We start from the raw sequence: 21,233 nt of genomic DNA, 5'->3' as shown, positions 1-21,233 counted from the left end.
GATGTAGGGGTGAACGGGAGCAGCGCAGACAGCACAGGCGGCCACGAGAGCACGCGGACGGACGCCGCGCCCGATGCGGCGCAGGCCCGTCCGCGTGCCGCTGCCCCGGCGGGCGCGGCCGCGCCGGCCGGCCGCCGCCGGAGCGGCCGGGTGCGGATGACCGGCAAGCAGCGGCGGGAGCAGCTGCTGGAGATCGGCCGGTCGGTGTTCGCGGAGCGCGGCTACGACGGCACCTCGGTGGAGGAGATCGCCGAGCGGGCCGGGGTGTCCAAGCCGGTGGTGTACGAGCACTTCGGCGGCAAGGAGGGGCTCTACGCGGTGGTGGTGGACCGCGAGATGCAGCTGCTGCTGGACATGGTGACCGGGGCGCTGACCGGCGGGCACTCGCGGGAGCTGCTGGAGCAGGCGGCGTTCGCGCTGATGGACTACATCGACACCTCGACGGACGGTTTCAAGATCCTGGTCCGGGACTCCCCGGTGGCCCAGTCGACCGGCACCTTCGCCTCGCTGATCAGCGACATCGCGACACAGGTGGAGGACATCCTGGGCCTGGAGTTCAAGGCGCGGGGCTTCGACGCGCGCCTCGCCCCGATGTACTCGCAGATGCTGGTGGGGATGGTGGCGCTGACCGGCCAGTGGTGGCTGGAGGTGCGCAAGCCGCAGAAGGCCGAGGTCGCCGCCCATCTGGTGAACCTGGCCTGGCACGGGCTGGAGGGGATGGAGCGCCACCCCAAGCTGGTCGGCGACCGCAAGGCCTAGACCGAGCCCCGGCCGGTCCGCCTCCGGCCTGCCCGGCCCCCGTCGGGGGCTACCGCTTCACGGCCACGGCGAAGATCCGCCGGAACGGGAAGACGGTGCCGTACGGCCCGGCGGGATAGGCCTCGCGGAGCAGCGCGCCGTACTCGGCGAGGAAGGCAGCGCGCTCGGCGGGGTCGGTGAGCCGGGTGAGCACGGGCCGCAGCGCGGTGCCCTTGACCCACTCCAGGACGGGGTCCGGACCGGGGAGCAGGGTGCTGTAGGTGGTCTCCCAGACATCGGCGGAGCAGCCGGCCCCGGCGAGGGCCGCCAGGTACGCGCCGGGCTCGTGGACACCGGCCCGGGCGGCACCCTCACCCAGCGCGGCGCGCCAGCGGGGGCTGCGGCGGAGTCCGGCGAGCAGGGTGTGACTGGGCGCGTCGAAGTTGCCGGGCACCTGGAAGGCGATCACGCCGCCGGGACGCAGTGCCGCGGCCCAGCGGGCCGGCAGGCCGAGGTGCCCGCCGGGCCCGCCCGCCCCCGTCGGCCCACCGGCCTCCGGGCGGGCGCCGTGCTCCGGCGCGAAGCCGATCCACTGCAGCGCCGCGTTGGAGACGATCAGGTCCGGCGCGGCGGCGGCCGGGTCGTAGCGGCGCGCGTCGGCGAGCAGGTAGTCGGCGGTGGGCTCGCCCTCGGTGCGGGCGGTGGCGAGCATCTCGGCGGAGTTGTCGACGCCGGTGATCCGGGCCGCCGGCCAGCGCTCGCGCAGGACGGCGGTGGAGTTGCCGGGACCGCAGCCGATGTCCAGGATCGTGGCGGCCGGCTCGTGCGGGAGGGCGGGGACCCGGGCGAGCAGGTCGCGCAGCGGGCGGGTCCGTTCGTCGGCGAAGCGCAGATACTGCTCCGGGTCCCAGACGGGGGTGCTCATGGTCGACCTCGCAAGTATCTCGACATCAAGATATCCAGTCGCAGCTTCCACATGATATTTCTCGATGTCAAGAGACTTCACATCGACACATCCCCCGATACACTGATCGTCATGGAGGACGAGGTCGACCGCCTGGTCGCAGCATGGCGCCGAGAGCGCCCCGACCTCGACGTGGAACCACTTGAGGTGCTCAGCCGGGTCAGCCGGCTCGCCCGGCACCTCGACCGCGCCCGCCGGACGGCCTTCGCCGAGCACGGCCTGGAGCCCTGGGAGTTCGACGTCCTGACCGCGCTGCGGCGCGCCGGCTCCCCCTACCAGCTCTCCCCCGGCCAGCTGCTCACCCAGACCCTGGTCACCTCCGGCACCATGACCAACCGGATCGACCGGCTCACCGGCAAGGGCCTGGTGAAGCGACTGCCCGACCCGGACGACCGGCGCGGCGTACTGGTCCGGCTCACCGAGGACGGACGCGACCGGGCCGACCAGGCGCTCGCCGGACTGCTGGCACACGAACGCGAGCTGCTGGCCCAGCTCACCGGCACCCAGCAGGGCGAACTCGCCGGGCTGCTGCGGCAGCTGGTCGCCCCCTTCGACAACATCCCGAGCTGACCCCCGGCCCGCCGGCCGTCAGAAACCGTCCGGGTACGGGGTGCTGAGCGCGGGCACCGGCGCCGGCGCGAGTTCGGGGGTGCGGTAGCCGGGCAGCAGCTCGGCCAGCCGCCGGCGCACCTCCTCGTCGCTGTTGCCCACCGCCGCCTCGTACAGACCGGTCAGGCCGCCCGCCAGGTCCTCCGGGCCGGCGCCGCGCTCGGCCACCGTGGCGTAGATCCGGGCGTGCGCGGTGGGCAGCCGCTCCTCACCCTCCGAGAACAGCGCCTCGTTCAGCTTCTCCCCCGCCCGCAGACCGGTGTAGCGGATCTCCACCTCGTCCCGGCCCAGCTGCACCTGCTCGGCGAAGTTGTGCACCAGGTCGACGATCCGCACCGGCTCACCCATGTCGAGCACGAACACCTCCCCGCCGCGGGCCATCCGGCCGGACTCCAGCACCAGCCCGACGGCCTCCTCGATGGTCATGAAGAACCGCGTCACATCGGGGTGGGTGATGGTCACCGGGCCGCCGCTGCGCAACTGCTCGGCCAGCACCGACAGCAGCGAGCCACGCGAGCCCAGCACATTGCCGAAGCGGACCGCGGAGAACACCCCGGTACCCAGGTTGCGCGCGTCCCGGGCGTTCGCCTGCACGATCAGCTCGGCCAGCCGCTTGCTGGCACCGAGCACCGAGGTCGGGTCGGCCGCCTTGTCGGTGGAGATCAGGACGAACCGCTCGACGCCGGTGGCCAGCGCCGCCTCCACCAGGTGGTCGGTGCCCAGCACATTGGACTTGACCGCCTCGCTGGGGTGCCGCTCCAGCAGCGGCAGGTGCTTGTGCGCGGCGGCATGGAAGACCACCTCGGGCTCGAGGTCGCGGAAGATCTGCTGGATCCGCGGCCGGTCCCGGATGTCCGCGATCACCAGTGACTCGTCGGTGAGCAGCGCCTCGCCCCAGATCTCCAGCTGGAGGCGGTGCAGATTGGACTCGTCGTGGTCCAGCATGTAGAGCGCGCTCGGGTTGAACGCGTTGACCTGGCGGCAGAGTTCACTGCCGATCGAGCCGCCGGCCCCGGTCACCAGCACCCGCCGGCCCTCGATCACGTCCCGGACGTCGGCGGAGACCACGTGCACCTCGTGCCGCCCGATCAGCCGGTTGACGTCCAGGCTGCGCATGTCCGACCCGACCACCTCGCGGCGCAGTGCGGCGAGGAAGGACGGCAGGTAGCGGACGGCGGCGCCGGCCGCCGCGGCGGCGGTGGCCAGGGCCCGGACCCGCCGCGGGGCGAGACCGGGGATGGCGAGCGCGACGACCTGGGCGCGGTGGCGCACGGCGAGCGCGGTCAGCTCGGCCAGGGTGCCGAGGACGGGCACCTCGCCCACGGACCGGCCGGCCTTGGCCGGGTCGTCGTCGAGCAGGCCGATCGGGTCGAGTCCGAACTCCGGGGTCCGGCCGAGGTCGCGGACCAGGGCCGTCCCGGCCGCGCCGGCTCCGACGATCAGGGTGCGCAGGCCCGTCGGTGGTGTCGCCGCGCGGGCGCTCGCGGCCCGCGAGGGGGCGCCGGCGCCCCCGTTCGCGCCGGGCTGGGCTGCGTGCGGGCGTGCGGAAGTGCTGTGCGGCGTCATCTGTCCTCCGGATTTCCCTGACCTGACGAACCTGAGCCGGTACCTGGGTATGACGGGCGGATCAGCCGGCGCCGGGAGCTGTGGTCGAGGCGACGGACGGCGGGACTGTGGGGGCGGCCGGCTCGGAGGGGCTGACGCCCGCCCGCCGCGCGACCGCGACGGCGGCCAGGGTGGAGTGCACCCCGAGCTTGCCGAGGACGTTCTGCATGTGGGTGCGCACGGTGTGCGGGGAGAGGTAGAGCCGCTCGGCGACGGCCTGCCGGCCGAGGCCGGCGACCATGCAGCGCAGGATCTGCTTCTCCCGGGGGGTGAGGGTCTCGACGAGGCGTTCGCTCTCGGTGCGGTCCCGCCGGGCGGTGGTGAGCTCCCGGATGACGCCGGTGAGCAGGGCGGGCGGCAGATGCGTCTCGTCGCGCAGCACGCCCCGGACCACGGCCAGCAGACGGGCCAGCGAACTCTCCTTGGCCACCCAGCCGGTGGCGCCGGCGTGCAGGGCGCGGGCGGCGCGGAGCGGGTCGTCGGCGGTGGCCAGGACGATCGCCCGCAGCGCGGGGTGGTGGCGACGGACCCGGGCGAGCAGGGTGATCCCGTCGGGTACCGGGGCGGCCGCGTGGTAGCGGTCGGGCGGGTACGGCCCGGGCGGGTGCCCGGCGGTCGAGCAGGCCGGGGGCGGGGAACTGCGGGCCGGCGTACCGGCGGGGGGTAAGCCGGGCGCGGCGGCCGGGCGGCGCGGCCCGGGCAGGGTGACCGGCGGGCGGCGCCGGACGGCGTCGGGCGGGTCGGCCCCGGGCTGGCGCGGTGTGCGGGTGCCGTCGGGCTCGACCCCGAGATCGGCGTCGATCAGGACGACGTCGAAGGCCCGGCCCTCGGTGGCGGCGCGCTCCAGCGCGCGTTCGGCGGCGGCCGCGCTGCCGGCCGCGCCGACCTCCACATCGGGCTCGGCGGCGAGCGCCGCGGCCAGCGCCTCGGCGAAGATCCGGTGGTCGTCGACCACCAGGACGCGGATCCGCCCCATCGTCACTCCCCCCCTGTTCGGCCGAGCCCGCGCCCGGGGCGCCGACCCGTTCCCGGGTACTGCTCCGCCGCCCACCCCCCGGCTCCCGGGAGGACCAAAGCACCGACCCCCACCGGTACCGGAATCAGCGTACGGGGTGGGGGGCGGCCCGGTGGGGGTTTGGTGAAGTTTCGTCAGGAGGTGCGAAGTTGGCGTGACTTGACCCTCTCGGCGGCGCCTCCCGGCGTACGACGGGAGAGCAGCAGCGCGGGCAGCACGGCCAGGGCGAGCAGCGCGACGGCCCACCCGTACGTGCCCCGGAAGGCGTCCGCCAGGCCGGGGGCGAGCGCGGCCCGCGCCGCCGGGTCCAGGGCGTGCACCGCGGCCAGGCCGCCCCCGGCCGCACCGGGCAGCCGCTCGGCCAGTCCCGCGGACAGCAGGACGGACATCAGCGCGGTGCCGACCGAACCGGCGACCTGCTGGACGATGGTGACCAGGGTGGTGGCGGCCGGGACCTCGACCGGGGCGACACCGCGGGTGGCGGCCGCCATGGCGGGCATCAGCGTCATGCCGACACCGGTCCCCATCACCACCAGGGCGGCGGTCACGTGCCAGTACGGGGTGGCCGCGCCGAGCTGAACGGTGAAGCCGAGGAACCCGGCGGTGGCCACCGCGACCCCGGCGAGGACGATCCGGCCCGGGGCGAAGCGGTCGGCCAGCCGCCCGGAGAACTGCATCGTGATGCCGGTGGCCAGGGCCTGCGGGATGCCGAGCAGGCCCACGTCGGTCGCGCTCTGGCCGCGCACCAGCTGGTAGTAGAGCGGGAGCAGCAGCATCGAGCCGAAGTAGCCGCAGCCGAACAGCGCCATGGTGGCGGCGGGGCCGGCGAACGCCCGACGGCCCAGGAGGCGCAGGTCGAGCAGCGGATCACGGACGGTCAGCGCCCGGACGACGAACCCGGCGACCAGAACCGCCCCGGCCAGGACCGACAGCGGACCGGCGGCACCGGGCCTCCCGTGCTCGGCGCCCAGTCCGTGGATCAGCGCCGCCAGCCCCGGGGAGAGCATCAGCAGACCGGGCAGGTCCAGCCGGCGACCGGCGGCCGCGGCGGCGTCGCGGGGCAGCAGCCGGGCGGCCAGGACCAGCGCGAGCGCGCCGATCGGCAGGTTGACCAGGAACACCCAGCGCCAGGAGGCCTCGTCCACCAGCCAGCCGCCCAGCACCGGCCCGGCGAGCGGGCCGATCAGCACCGGGATGCCGAGCACACTCATGGTGCGCCCGGTGCGGGCCGGGTCGGAGGCCCGGACCAGGACGGTCATCCCGACCGGCATCACCATGCCGCCGCCCAGCCCCTGGAGCACCCGGAAGGCGATCAGCGACGGGGCGTCCCAGGCCGTGCCGGCCAGCAGCGAGCCGAGCACGAACAGGGTGAGCGCGGTCAGGTAGAGGCGCCGGGTGCCGAAGCGTCCGATCGCCCAGGCCGTGACCGGCGTGACGGTGGCGAGCGCGAGGGTGTAGCCGGTGGTCACCCACTGGATGGTGGCCAGTGGGGCGTGGAAGTCCTCGGCGAGGTGGTTGAGGGCGACGTTGACGATCGTGGTGTCGAGGACGGTCATCAGCGAACCGAGGACCACGACGGCGGCGATCGCCGCGGTCCGCGGGCCGGGTGCGGCGGGCACCCCGGTGGCGGCGGGTCCGGCGGTGGTGGTGCTCATCGGTCCCCCCTGGGCGACGGGCGTCGGACCTCGGGCCTCCGGCTTCGGGCCTGGCTTCGGGCTTCGGGTCAGGCGCCGTACGGGCGGGCGGCGCGGGCGTCCCGCAGCGCGTGGGCCCACCAGGCAAGCTGGTCGAGCATGCCCTTGGCGGCGCCGTTCGGGACGGTCGGGTCGACCGGCTCGCCGTCCTCCCCGAACGCGGCCCAGACACCGTGGAAGCTGACGGAGTCCCGGACGGTGACGGTGTGCAGCTCCGCGAAGATCAGCCGGAGCTGCTCGACCGCGCGCAGCCCGCCACCGAGGCCGCCGTAGGAGACGAAGCCGACCGGCTTGGCCTGCCACTCGGCGCGGTGCCAGTCGATGGCGTTCTTCAGCACGGCGGGGAAGCTGTGGTTGTACTCGGGCGTGATCACCACGAAGGCGTCGGCGGCCGCCAGCCGCGGCGAGAGGGCGGCGAGGCACTCGGCCTGCTCGGCATCGGGCTCCTCGCCCAGGTGCGGCAGCGGGTGGTCGGCCAGGTCGACGACGTCGAGGTCGAGGTCGTCCCGCTGCCCGGCGGTGCGCACGAACCACTCGGCGACGGTGGGGGCGACACGGCCCTGACGGGTGCTGCCGACGATGACGGCGACGCGGTACGGGGTCTGGGACATGGCGGTCTCCTGGGGGTTGCGCTCGACGTCACCGCCCGATCGGACGGCACATCAGGTAAAGTACAACGTGTATGGCAATGAGTACAACGCTTACTGCAAACTTCTTGGGAGGTCCCCGATGACCAGTGAGAACGAAGCCCCGGCCGCACCCCGCCGGGGGCTGGCCGAGAAGCGGCAGGCCATCACCCGGGCCGCCCGGACGGTGTTCGGCCGGGACGGCTACTCCCGCGCCAGCATCGACGCCATCGCGGCGGAGGCCGGGGTGTCCACCCGCACCATCTACAACCACTTCACCGGCAAGGAGCTGCTCTTCCGGACCGTCGTCCAGGAGAGCGCCGGCCAGGTCAGGGACGCCCAGCTGGACGTCATCGACCGCAAGCTGGCCAAGGTCACCGACCTGGAGGCGGACCTCGTCGCCCTGAGCCTGGCCTGGGTGGCGACGCTCACCACCTTCGCCGACCACTTCGCACTGGTCCGGCAGATCAACGCCGAGGCGGCGCACCTCCCCAAGGACCTGCTGGACGCCTGGCAGGCCACCGGGCCGCGCCCTGCCATGGCCGAACTCGGCGTCCGATTCGGCCAGTTGGACGACCAGGGCCTGCTGGACGCGCCCGATCCGGCGCGTGCGGCCCAGCACTTCGTCCTGCTCATCGGGAACGAGGTCACCCAGCGCTCGTACTGGGGGGCGCATCCGCTCGCCCCGTCGGAGGCCGAAGAGATCATCACCGCCGGCGTGCACGTCTTCCTGCGCGCCTACGCCGCGCGCCCGACGCCCTAGCCCGCCGGCCCCCGGTGCGCGGCGGCCGGGGGCGGGGGCGGGGCCGGGGCCGGGGCCGCGGGCGGGAACGCCGAGGCGCCGCCCCCGGAGCGGGAGCGGCGCGTCGGCCCCGCGGGCACCGGCCCTCCGGCCGGTGCCCGTGAGCCCTGCCTACAGGCCGTTCTTCTCCAGGGTGAACTTCCAGGCGTCGGCGACGATGTCGTCCAGGTTCGGACGGCTCGGGGTCCAGCCCAGCGCCTGGTGGGCGCGCTCGGCGGAGGCCACCAGCACGGCCGGGTCACCGGCGCGACGGCCCGAGGTCACCACCGGGATCTCCCGGCCGGTGACACGCTTGACCGACTCGATGACCTCGCGCACCGAGAAGCCGCTGCCGTTGCCCAGGTTGCAGATCAGGTGCTCGCCCGGCTTGGCCGCGTCCAGCGCCAGCAGGTGCGCCTCGGCCAGGTCCGCGACGTGGATGTAGTCGCGGACGCAGGTGCCGTCCTCGGTCGGATAGTCGTCGCCGTACACCGCGATGTGCTCGCGCTGCCCGAGGGCGGCCTGGAAGACCAGCGGGATCAGGTGCGACTCGGGGTCGTGCCGCTCCCCGTAGGCGCCGTACGCGCCGGCCACGTTGAAGTAGCGCAGCGAGACGGCGGCCAGGCCGTGGGCGACGGCCTCGCTGGTGATCAGGTGGTCGACGGCCAGCTTGGTGGCGCCGTAGGTGTTGGTCGGCGCGGTGCGGGCGGTTTCGGCGATCGGCACCGACTCCGGCTCGCCGTAGGTGGCGGCCGTGGAGGAGAACACCAGCTTGCGCACGCCCGCCGCGCGCATCGCGCTGATCAGCTCCAGCGAGCCGGCCACGTTGTTGCGCCAGTACTTCTCCGGGTCCACGACCGACTCGCCGACCTGCGAGGAGGCGGCGAAGTGCAGCACCCCGTCGAAGGAGGCGTCGAGCACCGTGCCGGCCTCCTGGATCCGCCCCTGCACGAACTCGGCACCGGCCGGGACACCCTCGCGGAAGCCGGTGGAGAGGTCGTCCAGGACGGTCACCTGGTGTCCCGCCTCCAGCAGGTGGGCGGCGACCACGCTGCCGACATAGCCGGCGCCACCCGTGACCAGGTACTTACTCATGATGAGACCTCCAGCGGGCGATGGTCCGCCGTGCGGGCGGCCATCGGTGACGTACATACGACTGGGGCCCATTGTCCCTGGCCGCCGGAGTGCCCCGGACCGCCGACCGGACCGCCCGCTCAGTCCCGCGCCATCCGCTCCAGCAGCCCCGTCCGGGCGGCCACCGCCGCCGCCTCCAGCCGGGTGCGCGCGCCGAGCTTCATGAGCACCCGCTGGACATGCGTCCGGGCGGTGCTCGCCGCGATCCGCATCCCGGCCGCGATCGCCGCGGTGTCCTCCCCGTCCGCGATCCGGGCCAGCACCTGGACCTCACGGCGGGTCAGCAGCCGCAGCAGCCGCAACGCTTCGTCGTCCGGCTCCACCGCCGGCCGCAGCAACTGGTCGAAGGCACCCCGCAGCACGTCCACCGTGACCGCCGCCTCGCCGGCCCGAGCCCGCCCGATGGCCCGCTCGACCACCTCGATCCGCTCGTCGCTGGGCACGTACCCCGCCGCGCCCGCCGCGAACGCGCCTGCCACACCCCGCAGTTCACCCACCGGCCCGAGCACGATGACGGCCACCTCGGGCCGCTCCCGGCGGATCCGGCGCAGCCCGTCGAAGGCACCGGGCTCGGCCGGCGCGGCCACCCCGAGCAGACACACCTCGGGTCTGCGCCCGGCCACCAGATCGGCGGCGGCCGCGGCCGGCGAGCCGACCGCCAGCACCCGGTGACCGCGCAGCTGGAGCGCGGTGGCCAGCGCCTCCGCCAGCAGCCGATGGTCGTCGACCACCACGAGTCGAACGCCCATGACACCCTCCCGGTCGGGGACCGGCCCCGCGCCCGCACCCGGTGGGGCGGGCGGCCGATGACGCACCATCACAGCGCATTCCGTACCCGACCCGCTAGCCCGCCTCCGGCTCGGCAGGTGCGGGCCGGAAACGTGAAAGACCCTCGCCGTTGGGCGAGGGTCTTTCACTTGGAGCCCCCATGCGGAATCGAACCGCAGACCTTCTCCTTACCATGGAGACGCTCTACCGACTGAGCTATAGGGGCGAACCGGTCGAACAAGGAAGACATTACACGGCGGACGACCAGGAAGGGAAATCGGCTCCGACCACCCGGCCGAGGGCACCCGAGCCCCGCGCCGACGGCCGGCCACGACGGCGTCCGGGAGCGCGTCGCGCCGTCACACGGCCGGTCAGCCGTCGGCGTGCGCCCGGTCGAACTCCTCGCGCGCGGCGAGCATCTGCGCGGTCCGCTCCTCCGTCCAGCGGCCGACCGGCGCGACCAGCACGGCCAGCTCCCGGCCGAGCGGCAGCAGGTCGTAGACCACTCGCGGCGGTGTCTCGGGGTGGACGGTGCGCCGCACCAGGCCGTTCCGCTCCAAGGTGCGCAGTGACTGGGTGAGCATCTTGCGACTGACCCCGTCCACCGCGCGCTGCAGCTCGGAGAACCGCTGTGGACCGAACTCCCCGAGGACCATCAGGATCAGCATCGACCACTTGTCCGCCAGGTCCGCGAGCATGGCGCGGCTCGGACAGAGCTGGGCGAAGACATCGAGCTCCTGAGCCTGGCCGGCCCCGGCCTGGGACTGCTCCTGCGTCGTCATGCCCTCCAGGGTAGCCCTTGGTCTCCAATCCGCTCTTGGTAACCATTAGAGACCTGGTCTATATTGGAGACCATTGGAGCGGGGACGCTGTCGTCCGCCGACCCGCCGCCTTTCCCGGCCTGCCGGCCTTCTTTGACCTTCCTGCCTTCCTGCCTTCCCGGCCTTCCCGCCGGTTCCGCCGCCCTTTCCACGAGCCCCGCCGAGGAGCACCCCACCATGACCGCCATCCGCCCGACCGTCGCCATCGCCTACCACTCCGGCTACGGCCACACCGCCGTCATCGCCGAGGCCGTCGCCCGCGGCGCCGCCGCCACCGGCGCCGAGGTCGTCTCCGTCGCCGTCGACACCATCACCGACGAGCAGTGGGCCCGGCTGGACGCCGCGGACGCGATCATCTTCGGCTCGCCCACCTACATGGGCACCGCCTCCGGCGCCTTCCACACCTTCGCCGAGGCGAGCAGCAAGCGCTGGTTCGGCGACGCCTGGCTGGACAAGGTCGCCGCCGGCTTCACCAACTCCGCCTCCAAGAGCGGCGACAAGTCCGGCACCCTCGGCTTCTTCCAGACCCTCGCCGCCCAGCACGGCATGAGCTGGGTCAACCTCGGCCTCAAGCCGGGCTGGAACTCCTCGACCGGCAGCGAGAACGACCTCAACCGCCTCGGCTTCTTCGCCGGTGCCGCCGCCTCCACCCCCTCCGACGGCGGCGCCGACGCCGTGCACAAGGCCGACATCGCCACTGCCGAGCACCTCGGCGACCGGGTCGCCAAGCACACCGCGACCCTGCTGGCCGGCCGCGCCGCCCAGACCGCCGCCACCGTCTGACCTACCCGGACGCCGGGCCCGCTCGCTCGCCCCGCCACGCGCTACGCCGCCGGATCCGCCCCCAGCACGGGCGCCCGGCGGCGTCCGCCGTCCACCCCGGCCACCGCGAGGTCCGTCCCGCTGGTCTCCGGCAGCAGCCGCAGACAGAGCAGCGACACCAGCCCCAACGCCGCCAGGTACCAGCCGACCGGCTCCGCCGTCCCGTACGCGTCGGTCAGCCGGGTCGCGATCAGCGGCGTCGTCGCACCGCCCACCACACCGCCCAGGTTGTACGTCAGCGCGGCCCCCGTGTACCGCACCCGGGTCGGGAACAGCTCCGGCAGGTACGCCGCCATCGGCCCGAGCAGACACCCCAGCACCACCATCGCCCCCGCCAGGGCCAGGAACATCAGCGGCCGGCTCACCGTCTCCAGCAACGGGAACAGCAGCAGCGACCAGAACACCGCGAGGCCCGTCCCCACCTGCAAGGTCCGCCGACGGCCCCACCGGTCACTGCGCCGCGCACTCACCCAGACCGTCCCGGCCATCCCCACCGAGCCCGCCAGCAGCATCGACAGCACCACCGTGCTCGGCACCCCGAGCCCGGTCGTCGCGTACGCCAGCGCGTACGTGGTGGTCAGGTAGAACAGCGCGTACCCCACGGTGATCACACCGCAGCCGACCAGCACCGTCCGCCAGTGCCAGCGCAGGACCTCCAGGACCGGCGGTCGCGCCCGCACCTCCTCGGCCCGGAACAGCGGCGACTCCTCGATCTGCAGCCGCACGAACAGCCCCACCGCCACCAACGCCAGCGACGCCAGGAACGGCACCCGCCAGCCCCAGCTGTGGAACGCCCGCTCGTCCAGCGTCAGTTGGAGCACCAGGAAGACCCCGTTGGCGAGCGCGAAGCCACTGGTCGGCCCCAGCTGCAGAAACGCCCCGTACCGCCCGCGCCGCCCGGCCGGCGCGTTCTCCGCGATCAACAGCGCGGCCCCGCCCCACTCCCCGCCGAGCCCCACCCCCTGGCAGACCCGCAGCAGCACGAGCGCCAGCGGCGCCCACCACCCCCACGCCCCGTACCCGGGCAGCACCCCGACCAGCGCCGTCGACACGCCCATCAGCAGCAGCGACACCACCAGCGTCGCCCGCCGCCCCAGCCGGTCCCCGAAGTGCCCGAACACCACCGCCCCCAACGGCCGGGCCAGGAATGCCACCGCGTACACCGAGAACGCCGCCAACAACGCCCCCACGGTGCCCAGTTCCGGGAAGAACACCCCGCCGAAGACCAGCGCGGCCGCCGTTCCGTAGATGAAGAAGTCGTAGAACTCGATCGCCGTACCGATCAGCGCCGCCGCCGCGGCCCGGCGCAACTGCGCTGCCCGGCGGGCTTCCTGCGTATCCATACCGCCACCCTGGCGACCCCGGCACCCCCGCAACAGCGCCCACCCGGGTGACAACAGCGCACAGCCGGGACCTCACGCCCGCCCCGCACCCTGTCACCACCAATGACGACTGCCCGGCCACCGGGGTGAGCCCAGTGGCCGGGCAGTCGGTCCGACCCCCTACCGGGCGTACGGATTGTCACTCGGCGGAGCCGGCGGCTCGTACGACGGCGGCCCCGGCGGCACCCCCGGCCCGGCATGCTGCTGCGGCGGCTGCCCCGGCACGTGCGGGTACCCCACCGGAACCGGCGGCACCCCCACCCCCTGCGCAGCCGCGGCCCCACGCCGGCGCACCACGAAGAACACGATCCCCGCCACCAACACCAGCCCGACGGCCACCGCGACGACGATCGGCATCACACTGCCGGAGTCGGCCGCCCCGTCCGCCACCGGCTGCCCCGCCGGCGCACCCACCGGTGAACTGACCTCGCTCGGCGTCGCGTTCGCGCCCGCCGACGCGCCCGTGGACGCGCTCGCCGAGGGGGACGGCGCCGACGACGGCGAACCCGGGGGAACCTCGACGGCCTTCTCCGGAATCGGCGACACCTCCGCCGGCCCCGGGTCCCCGGGACTGGTCAACGCGATTCGCGGCCGGACGGCACCGTAGCCGACGTTGTCGGCCCGGACGGCGCCGTCACTCGGCTTCCCCGCGGTATTGATGAGCACGCGCAGCACCTGGTTCGCGGTCCAGTCGGGGTGGACCGACCAGACCAACGCCGCCGAAGCGGAGACCAACGCGGTCGCATCCGACGTGCCGTGGCCCTTGCAGTAACCCGACGGAGCGGTACAGGCGTTGTAGATGTCGATCCCCGGCGCCACAAGGTCCACCTGGGGGCCCTGTTCGGACTCGGCGGTGACATTCCCGTCACGGTCCACAGCGCCGACACCGAGCACTCCTGGGAGTGCGGCGGGGTACTGCAGCGGATTACCCGACTGCGCCGAGTTCCCAACTCCAGCCACCACCAGAGAACCCTTGGCCTGCGCGTGGTCCACAGCTGCCTTGAGACCGGCAAGGTCGTCAGCAGACAACCGCGCAGCGGATGTCGCCTGCGAGATGCTGATCACCTTCGCGCCCTGATCGGCCGCGTAGACGATCCCCTGGTCAATCTGGTTGAGGAAGTCCGATGAACTGACGCCAGCCGCGTTGTCATTGTTCTTGATCTTGATGGGCAGCACCTTGGCTCCCGGGGCCAGGCCATAGGCTCCGCTGCCGTTCAGGCCCTTGCCTGAGCCCACGACCAGCGCGGCCATCTCGGTGCCGTGGCTCTCCGTATAACTGCCCACTCCGCCCGAAAGGCCGCTGAAGTCCTTTCCCGGCAGCAACTGCCCGGCCAAATCGGGGTGGTCCAGCTTGAAGCCGCTGTCGATCACGGCAACCGTGACGCCCTGACCCTTGCTGACCTTCCACATCTCCGATGCCTTCATGGCATCGAGATGCCACTGCTGTTCACGAATCGAGTCGGCCACCGCGACCGGAGCCGCTGCGACTCCCGTGATCACGCCCGCTGCCAAGAACGCGGAGGCGAAGCACCACCTACGCATCCCGTTGCCCGTCCGCCGCATTCCAGCTCCTCGTTGTCTCCCCGTCGCCGAGGACCATGCCCCGGACAGCTCTGCCCGGCCACCGGGGTGAGCCCAGTGGCCGGGCAGTCGTAGCAGTCCTACTCAATCACGCCCGGATTGCTCTGCGGCGTACCGCTCGTCCAGGTCTCCTCGTCCTCGTGCAGGTAGTCGGCACGCTTGCGCCGGTCGCGCTCGCTCTTACCCGCGCCACCCGCCATACCGGGACCGCCCGGCATGCCGTTCTGCCCCGAACGCGTCCCGTTCTCCCCACCCGCTGCGGCGCCGGCCGCCCGACTCCGCAGACCGGTGCCACCGGGGGTGAACGCGCCCCCCGCGGCCGGACCCTTGGATCCACCGACCGTGCCGCCACCGGTCGAGGTCAGGCCCCGCCCGCGTGCGCTGCCGCCGGAGGCCCCGCCACCGTGACCGCCGCCCATGCCCGGGTGCATGCCGCCGCCCGAGCCGCCCATGCCGTTGCCGGCCGCGGCACGGCCGCCCTGGGCCTCGCGGGCCCCGAAGGCCTGCCCGCCGCCGGGCCCCCCGGGCGTGCTCTTGGGAGGAAGCGCGCCGCCACCACCGAAGGTGCTCGTCCGGCCCGAGGCCGGCCCGGCGCCCTTGGGCGGCAGGGAGCCGCCGCCACCACCGCTGGGGCCGAAGGTGTTGAACGGCAGGGGCCCGCCGCCGGGCTGGCCGCCCGGGAGGCCGGGGTGCGCGGGCGTGCCGCCGGGGACGGTCGGCGGCAGGCTGCCGCCACCGCCCGGCCCGACCGGACCGGTCGGCCCGGGAATGGTCGGCGCGGTCGGCACACTGTCGATGCCGGTTCCCGGGCGGTCGCCGCCCGGGTACGTCGGCACCGGGGTCGGCGCCGGCCCCGGTACGCCCGGATCCTGCGGCAGCGGCGACGGGCCGGTGCGCGGCGGAACGGGATCGAGGTGCCCCGACCCGCCCGGGCCCTGCGGGCCCGGCACGGGCGGACGGGGTGTCACCGATCCGCCGCCACCGCCGCCACCACCGCCACCGCTGGGCGGGCTGTAGCTACCGCCAGCGCCACCGGCACCCGCGTGAGGGGTGCGGGAGTAGCCGCCAGAGCCGGTGCCGCCGCCACCTCCGGTGCCGACCTCCTCGCTGCCGCCGACTCCGCCACCCTCACCCGGTGTCCCCGGCAGGGGCGGCAGTTCGAGCGCGTTCAGCTTCGTGGTCGCCGCCTCGTAGGCCTGCCCCAGCTTCACCATCTGGTTGATGGCTTCCTGGTGCTCCTGGTCGACCTTCTTCTTCGCCGTCGCCGCCTCGACCGCGGTCACCCAGTTGGAGTCGACCCGCTTCATGATCTGGTCGGCCGAGCTGCCGACACCGCCGTACTTGATCTCCAGCACCGGAGTGATGTTCGGGCACGGCTGGCTGTTGTGCTTGGCGACCGTCGCGACCTCGGTCTTCGGCACCTCGGGCACCGCAGTCTTGGCGGTGCTGAGCGCCTCACCGGCCTGGTGCATAGCGTCGCCGGCGCCCGTGGAGTAGTCACCGAGCAGTGCCGCCGACTTGTGGAAGTTGCCGGCCCAGGTCTTGAAGCTCTCGGCAGCCGGTCCTTCCCAGGAGATCTGGTCGACATGCGCCTTGAGTGCCTGGCTGAGCTCCTTCAGGACACGACCGGCGGCCTGCAGCTGGGTCCCCCGGCTGAGCACCTTCCCCGGGTCGGTCCCGGCGACCATGGCCTTGAGCTCTTCGTGCTTCTTGCCTTCGAAGTCTGTTCCGCCTGCCATCACTTACTCCCCGTCCTACCGAAACTCCCACCCTGGACCAGCATCAGAAGGTCACCTTCGGCCCCGGCCCGTCCGGCCCCGCCGCCGGGGTCACCACGCCGGCGTTCTTGGCGACGCTCTTCTGGGCGGCCGTCGTGTGCTCCTCGTTGCCGGCGTAGTTCCCCGCCGTCTTCGCGACCGCCGTCTTCATCGCCTCGATCTGGGAGACGAAGTCCTTGTGCAGCTTGACCAGGGCGTCGTGCGTCTTCCCGTACGCGGCCGTCAGGTCGGTGGACTGCGTGAAGCCCGTACCGAAGTTGTCCGCGTGCAGCCGCTGTTCCTGGAGGTTGGCCGGAGCCGCCTCCGAGCCGTCCATCGTCTGGAGCAGCGCCTCGATCTTCTTCGCGAAGGCGGTCAGCGTGTCCAGCTCGACCTTGACGTTCTGACTGCCGAAGGCGGACACCAGTGCCGAGGCGCTGACGTTCGTCTCGACGGCACGGACGACGTTGTCGACCACGCCGAACATGCCGAACCAGCCGCTGCCATGGGAGCCGAGCGAGAACGGCTTGTCGTCCAAGGTCGCCGTCACGTCCGTCGTCGTGCCGGTTTCTCCGCCTACTGGTGCGTCAGCCACCGCAAATCCACCTCTCCCCCGCGTGCGGGGCGACCCGCAGGCCACCGCACCGCAACACACCGTCAACTTCTCGGTCGTACAGTCGTACTCGGCGCGCCATCGCCCTGTGGCACAGCAGTCGCCTCGTCCATCGTAGCCACCCGCTCCGTCACGTCGGCAGGGCCGGTGCCACGACCGTGCGCGATCGGTACGAACTTGACACGTACAAATCCCGCCATGGCCCGCCCGGTCGGCCGTTAGACTGACCGGGTCCGGTTCGGCCGGGTACGACCTCATCTGCCGCGCAATGTCGCACAGCAGCGACCCACCGCCCCGCCCACCCGCGTGCGAGGCGGCCGGCAGCGGAATGGATGTGATCACGTGCCGTCCCGGCCGGCCGATCCCGTACAGCCGAGCATCCCCTGGTGGGCCCGGGCCGCCCGCCCGGCCCGGCCACCGCTGCCGCTCGCGCTGATGGTGCGTGCGGCGGTCGGGATGGCGGTGCCGCTCGCGCTCGGACTGCTGACCCACCGCCTGGACCTCGGCGTCTTCGCCGGTCTCGGCGCGATGCACGCCACCATGAACGACCGCGTCGAGCCCACCCGGCTCCGCGCCCCGCGGATCGCCTCCGCCGTACTCGCCTCCGCGCTCGGCATGCTGATCGGCACAGCCCTGCAGGAGTTCCGTCCCCAGGGCTTCCTCACGACCGCCCTCGTGATCGGCGCGGCGCTGACCGCCGCGGCGTTCGTGTCCGGCGCGCTGAGCGCCACCGGGCCGCGCGGATCGGCGGCCGGGATGCTGCTGCTGGTCTCCGCCGCGCTGGGCAGCGGGATGCCGCTGGCCCGGCCGTGGTGGGCGGCGGCGCCGATGATGCTGGCCGGGGCGGCCTTCGTGGTGCTGCTCGGTCTGCCGCGCCGCGGCCACCGCCGGCCCCGCGCCGACCCGCGCACCCGGGCGCTCGCCGCCGCGTACGACGCGCTCGGCCGCACCCTGGCCGACCTCGGGACCCCCCAGGGCGCCACCTCCCGCCAGGTCCTGACAGCCCGCCTGAACCAGCTCCAGGACCTCCTGCCGCCACCCCACCCCCGGGTCCCCGAATCCCCCCGGACGGTCCGGATCCGTCGGATGTACGAGGCGGCGCTGGCGGCCACCGAGGCGGCGAGCGGGCTGCTCTGGGCCTGGCGGCCGGTACCGCCGGAGGTCGCCGCCGTGCCCGGGCGGCTGGCCCGCGCCGTGGAGCGCGGCGGCGGGGAGGTGGCGGTGCCCGACTGGCAGCCCGACACGCCGTCCCGGCTGGCCCTGGACGTGGCCCTGCGCGCCGCCGCCGAGACCGTCGCCGGGCGCGAGGCCGCGCTGGGCACCGCGCCGCCCCCGCCCCCGGACCCGTGGCGGCTGCGGGTGCGGCTGCTCTCCCGGGGGTCGGTCCGGTACGGCCTGCGGGTGGCGCTCTGCATCGCGGTCGGCTCCGCCGCCACCGCCGCGCTCCCGCTCAGCAAGAGCTACTGGGTGCCGATGACGATCGCCTTCGTGCTCAAGCCGGACCTCGGCTCGGTGTTCCTGCGCGCGGTCAGCCGCTCGATCGGCACCGTGCTGGGGGTGGCGGTGACGGCGGGGGTGCTCTCGCTCACCACGGACACCTGGGCGCTGACGGCGATCGCCGCACTCTGTGTGGCCCTGCTGCCGTACGCGACGGCGGCGCACTACGGCCTGAACACCGTCGTCATGACCCCGATGGCGCTGATCCTGCTCCAGCTCGGCGGGCAGAGCGGCGCGGCCGAGTTCTGGCCCCGGGTCCTGGACACCGTGCTCGCGAGCGCGGTGGTGCTGCTCTTCGGCTATCTGCTCTGGCCGGAACGCCCGCGCCACCGGATCGAGCCCCGCCTGGTCGACGCGGCCGCCGCGCTCCGGGCCTACCTCGCCTCGGTCACCGCGCAGACCCGGCCGGGCCCCGCCGCCGGCGCCCCGCGGACCCCCGCCACCCGACCGACCACCACCATCCCGGAAGCCCCCGTCGCCGAGGTCTGGCTCCGCCGCACCGCGTACCGCGCCCTCGCCGACGCCCGCCAGGAGGTGCGGCAGGGCCTCGCGGAGCCGCCGCCCACCGGCCGGCTCGCCGAGCGCTGGCTGCCCACGACCGCCGCCCTGGAGCGCCTCAGCGGCGCGGTGGCGGCGTACGCGGCACAGATCCGCTACGGCGGCCGGGTCCCCGATCCGGCCGAGGTGGACCGGGTCCGGCAGGCCCTGGACGAGCTCACCGCGGCCGCCCGCGCGCACCGGCCGCCGACCCGGCCGGCGGCCCGCCCGACCCGGCCGCACGACCCGGCGCGCAGTGCGCTGGGCCGTGCGGCGGACGAACTCGAAACGCTCCTCGCCGACCGGAGCTGACCGCAGCTGACCGCAGCCGACCGGGGCCGACCGACGGCCCCCACCGAGGACGGACCCCGGGCGGCCCGGGCCGCCCTCAGACCTGCTCGGCGAGCTCCATCCAGCTCATCTCCAGCTCCTCCTTCTCCTCCCGGACGCCGCGCAGCTGCGTGTCCAGCTCCGCGACCTTGGAGAAGTCGGCGGCGTGCTCGGCCAGTTGGGCGTGCAGCTTGGACTCCTTCTGGTCCAGCTTGGCGATCTGCCGCTCCAGCTTCTGCATCTCCTTCTTCGCCGCCCGCGCGTCCCCCGCGGACAGGCCGGCCCCCGGCGCCTCCACGGCGGTGGCGGCGGCCGGCACGGCGACGGCCGCCATCCGGGCCCGGCGCTCCAGGTACTCGTCGACGCCGTTCGGCAGCATCCGCAGCTTCTTGTCGCCGAGCAGCGCGTGCACCACGTCCGTGGTGCGCTCGATGAAGAAGCGGTCGTGGCTGATCACGACCATGGAGCCGGGCCAGCCGTCGAGCAGGTCCTCCAACTGGTTGAGCGTCTCGATGTCGAGGTCGTTGGTGGGCTCGTCCAGGAACAGCACGTTGGGCTCGTCCATCAGCAGCCGGAGCAGCTGCAGCCGGCGTCGCTCACCGCCGGAGAGGTCGCCGACCGGCGTCCACTGCTTGTCCTTGCCGAAACCGAACTGCTCGCACAGCTGCCCGGCGCTCATCTCCCGGCCCTTGCCGAGGTCCACCCGGGAGCGCACCTGCTCGACCGCCTGCAGCACCCGGATCTCCGGCTCCAGCTCGGCGACCTCCTGCGAGAGGTAGGCCAGCCGGACCGTCTTGCCGACCTTGATCACGCCGGACGCGGGCTGCACGTCGCCCTCCGAGGCGTACGCGTCGCGCATCGCCCGGAGCAGCGAGGTCTTGCCGGCGCCGTTGACGCCGAGCAGGCCGATCCGGTCACCGGGGCCGAGCTGCCAGGTCAGGTTCTCCAGGAGCAGCTTCGGACCGGCCGTGACGGTCACGCCCTCCAGCTCGAACACCGTCCGGCCGAGCCGCGCGTTGGCGAACTTCATCAGCTCGCTCTTGTCCCGCGGGTCCGGCACGTCGGCGATCAGGGCGTTGGCGGCCTCGATCCGGTAGCGCGGCTTGGAGGTCCGGGCGGGGGCGCCGCGGCGCAGCCAGGCCAGCTCCTTGCGGGCGAGGTTCTGGCGCTTCTGCTCCTCGGTGGCCTCGATCCGGGTGCGCTCGGCGCGGGCGAAGACGTAGTCGGAGTAGCCGCCCTCGTACTCGTGCACCGCGCCGTGCTGGACGTCCCACATCCGGGTGCAGACCTGGTCCAGGAACCAGCGGTCGTGGGTCACGCAGACGAGCGCGGAGCGGCGGTTCTGGAGGTGCTTGGCGAGCCAGGCGATGCCCTCGACGTCGAGGTGGTTGGTGGGCTCGTCCAGGACGATGAGGTCCGGCGAGCCGAGCAGCAGCCGGGCGAGGGCGATCCGGCGGCGCTCGCCACCGGACAGCGGGCCGATCACGGTGTCCAGGCCGTCGGCGAAGCCGGGCAGGTCGAGGCCGCCGAAGAGGCCCTCGATGATGTCGCGGATCCGGGCGTCGCCGAGCCACTCGTGGTCGGCCCGGCCGGCGATCACCTCGTGCCGGATGGTGGCCTTCGGGTCGAGCGAGTCGTGCTGGGTGAGGACGGCCATCTCCACCCCGCCGGCGTGGGTGATCCGCCCGCCGTCCGGCTCCTCCAGCTTGGCGAGCATCCGGATCAGGGTGGTCTTGCCGTCACCGTTGCGTCCGACGACGCCGATCCGGTCCCCCTCACTGACGCCGAGGCTGACCCCGTCCAGAAGGGCCCGGGTGCCGTAGACCTTCGTGACGGACTCGATGGTGGCGAGGTTGACGGCCACGTGTGCTGCGCTCCAGGGTTCGGCGGTCTCGGGGCCGCCCCGATCTGCCGGTGCGCGCCCCACTCGGGGACGCCCCGATCTCTCCCCAGCCTAAT

The 21,233-nt window shown here is 73.7% G+C and carries 18 protein-coding genes and 1 tRNA gene; 5 read left to right on the top strand and 14 right to left on the bottom strand.

Annotation, left to right across the window (positions count from 1 at the left end; all coding sequences use genetic code 11):
* Positions 1 to 9 precede the first annotated feature (9 nt).
* Complete coding sequence (locus ACIQTO_RS15635; RefSeq protein ID WP_380573881.1) at positions 10 to 759, top strand: TetR family transcriptional regulator; 750 nt, start codon at positions 10 to 12, stop codon at positions 757 to 759.
* Positions 760 to 808: 49 nt separating this feature from the next.
* Here ACIQTO_RS15635 and ACIQTO_RS15630 read toward each other — a convergent pair whose 3' ends face one another.
* Positions 809 to 1,663 (bottom strand): methyltransferase domain-containing protein, encoded by an 855-nt coding sequence (locus tag ACIQTO_RS15630; protein ID WP_402388113.1) that lies wholly within the window; start codon positions 1,661 to 1,663, stop codon positions 809 to 811.
* Positions 1,664 to 1,774: 111 nt separating this feature from the next.
* Between ACIQTO_RS15630 and ACIQTO_RS15625 the strand changes: the two genes are divergently transcribed.
* Positions 1,775 to 2,272 (top strand): MarR family transcriptional regulator, encoded by a 498-nt coding sequence (locus ACIQTO_RS15625; protein WP_329489314.1) that lies wholly within the window; start codon positions 1,775 to 1,777, stop codon positions 2,270 to 2,272.
* Between the two features lie 18 nt (positions 2,273 to 2,290).
* Here the strand turns inward: ACIQTO_RS15625 and ACIQTO_RS15620 are convergent, their stop codons facing one another.
* The 4 genes from ACIQTO_RS15620 to ACIQTO_RS15605 form a co-directional block, all read right to left on the bottom strand.
* The gene (locus tag ACIQTO_RS15620; protein ID WP_402388112.1) at positions 2,291 to 3,877 is read right to left on the bottom strand and encodes a polysaccharide biosynthesis protein; all 1,587 of its coding nucleotides are present in this window, start codon (positions 3,875 to 3,877) and stop codon (positions 2,291 to 2,293) included.
* A 61-nt stretch (positions 3,878 to 3,938) separates the two neighbouring features.
* A complete protein-coding gene (locus ACIQTO_RS15615; RefSeq protein WP_402388111.1) occupies positions 3,939 to 4,892 on the bottom strand; it encodes a LuxR C-terminal-related transcriptional regulator in 954 nt (317 codons plus the stop codon).
* A 173-nt stretch (positions 4,893 to 5,065) separates the two neighbouring features.
* Entirely contained in the window at positions 5,066 to 6,586 is a 1,521-nt protein-coding gene (locus ACIQTO_RS15610; protein ID WP_402388110.1) for a DHA2 family efflux MFS transporter permease subunit, read from the bottom strand.
* A gap of 68 nt (positions 6,587 to 6,654) precedes the next feature.
* The gene (locus ACIQTO_RS15605) at positions 6,655 to 7,236 is read right to left on the bottom strand and encodes an NADPH-dependent FMN reductase (RefSeq protein WP_402388109.1); all 582 of its coding nucleotides are present in this window, start codon (positions 7,234 to 7,236) and stop codon (positions 6,655 to 6,657) included.
* Positions 7,237 to 7,354: 118 nt separating this feature from the next.
* On the opposite strand from ACIQTO_RS15605, the gene ACIQTO_RS15600 reads away from it, so the two are divergent.
* Complete coding sequence (locus ACIQTO_RS15600; protein ID WP_402388108.1) at positions 7,355 to 8,014, top strand: TetR/AcrR family transcriptional regulator; 660 nt, start codon at positions 7,355 to 7,357, stop codon at positions 8,012 to 8,014.
* Positions 8,015 to 8,164: 150 nt separating this feature from the next.
* Here ACIQTO_RS15600 and galE read toward each other — a convergent pair whose 3' ends face one another.
* The 4 genes from galE to ACIQTO_RS15580 all read right to left on the bottom strand — a co-directional run bounded on the left by galE (position 8,165) and on the right by ACIQTO_RS15580 (position 10,716).
* Positions 8,165 to 9,127: a UDP-glucose 4-epimerase GalE gene (galE, locus tag ACIQTO_RS15595; protein ID WP_402388107.1), complete on the bottom strand. Its 963-nt coding sequence runs from the start codon at positions 9,125 to 9,127 to the stop codon at positions 8,165 to 8,167.
* A gap of 119 nt (positions 9,128 to 9,246) precedes the next feature.
* Entirely contained in the window at positions 9,247 to 9,915 is a 669-nt protein-coding gene (locus tag ACIQTO_RS15590) for a LuxR C-terminal-related transcriptional regulator (RefSeq protein ID WP_402388106.1), read from the bottom strand.
* A gap of 169 nt (positions 9,916 to 10,084) precedes the next feature.
* Positions 10,085 to 10,160, bottom strand: a tRNA-Thr gene (locus tag ACIQTO_RS15585).
* Between the two features lie 145 nt (positions 10,161 to 10,305).
* Positions 10,306 to 10,716 (bottom strand): winged helix-turn-helix transcriptional regulator, encoded by a 411-nt coding sequence (locus ACIQTO_RS15580; RefSeq protein ID WP_402388105.1) that lies wholly within the window; start codon positions 10,714 to 10,716, stop codon positions 10,306 to 10,308.
* A 216-nt stretch (positions 10,717 to 10,932) separates the two neighbouring features.
* Here ACIQTO_RS15580 and ACIQTO_RS15575 point away from each other — a divergent pair, with 216 nt between their 5' ends.
* Complete coding sequence (locus ACIQTO_RS15575; RefSeq protein ID WP_402388104.1) at positions 10,933 to 11,538, top strand: flavodoxin family protein; 606 nt, start codon at positions 10,933 to 10,935, stop codon at positions 11,536 to 11,538.
* A 41-nt stretch (positions 11,539 to 11,579) separates the two neighbouring features.
* On the opposite strand, the gene ACIQTO_RS15570 is transcribed toward ACIQTO_RS15575, so the two are convergent.
* From ACIQTO_RS15570 to ACIQTO_RS15555, 4 genes are all read right to left on the bottom strand, one after another.
* Entirely contained in the window at positions 11,580 to 12,920 is a 1,341-nt protein-coding gene (locus tag ACIQTO_RS15570; protein WP_402388103.1) for an MFS transporter, read from the bottom strand.
* A 159-nt stretch (positions 12,921 to 13,079) separates the two neighbouring features.
* A complete protein-coding gene (mycP, locus tag ACIQTO_RS15565) occupies positions 13,080 to 14,426 on the bottom strand; it encodes a type VII secretion-associated serine protease mycosin (protein WP_402388102.1) in 1,347 nt (448 codons plus the stop codon).
* 194 nt (positions 14,427 to 14,620) lie between these two features.
* The gene (locus tag ACIQTO_RS15560; protein WP_402388101.1) at positions 14,621 to 16,279 is read right to left on the bottom strand and encodes a WXG100 family type VII secretion target; all 1,659 of its coding nucleotides are present in this window, start codon (positions 16,277 to 16,279) and stop codon (positions 14,621 to 14,623) included.
* 43 nt (positions 16,280 to 16,322) lie between these two features.
* Positions 16,323 to 16,847 (bottom strand): hypothetical protein, encoded by a 525-nt coding sequence (locus ACIQTO_RS15555; RefSeq protein WP_402388100.1) that lies wholly within the window; start codon positions 16,845 to 16,847, stop codon positions 16,323 to 16,325.
* Between the two features lie 405 nt (positions 16,848 to 17,252).
* Between ACIQTO_RS15555 and ACIQTO_RS15550 the strand changes: the two genes are divergently transcribed.
* Complete coding sequence (locus ACIQTO_RS15550) at positions 17,253 to 19,256, top strand: FUSC family protein (protein WP_402388099.1); 2,004 nt, start codon at positions 17,253 to 17,255, stop codon at positions 19,254 to 19,256.
* 76 nt (positions 19,257 to 19,332) lie between these two features.
* Here the strand turns inward: ACIQTO_RS15550 and ACIQTO_RS15545 are convergent, their stop codons facing one another.
* Positions 19,333 to 21,138, bottom strand: a complete 1,806-nt coding sequence (locus ACIQTO_RS15545) for an ABC-F family ATP-binding cassette domain-containing protein (protein ID WP_402388098.1) — start codon at positions 21,136 to 21,138, stop codon at positions 19,333 to 19,335.
* Positions 21,139 to 21,233: the final 95 nt, after the last annotated feature.

The organism is Kitasatospora sp. NPDC091207, from assembly GCF_044768625.1.
Taxonomy (GTDB): Bacteria; Actinomycetota; Actinomycetes; order Streptomycetales; family Streptomycetaceae; genus Kitasatospora.
The sequence above is the reverse complement of the archived record's forward strand: the minus strand, read 5'-3'. Positions and strand labels throughout refer to the sequence as shown.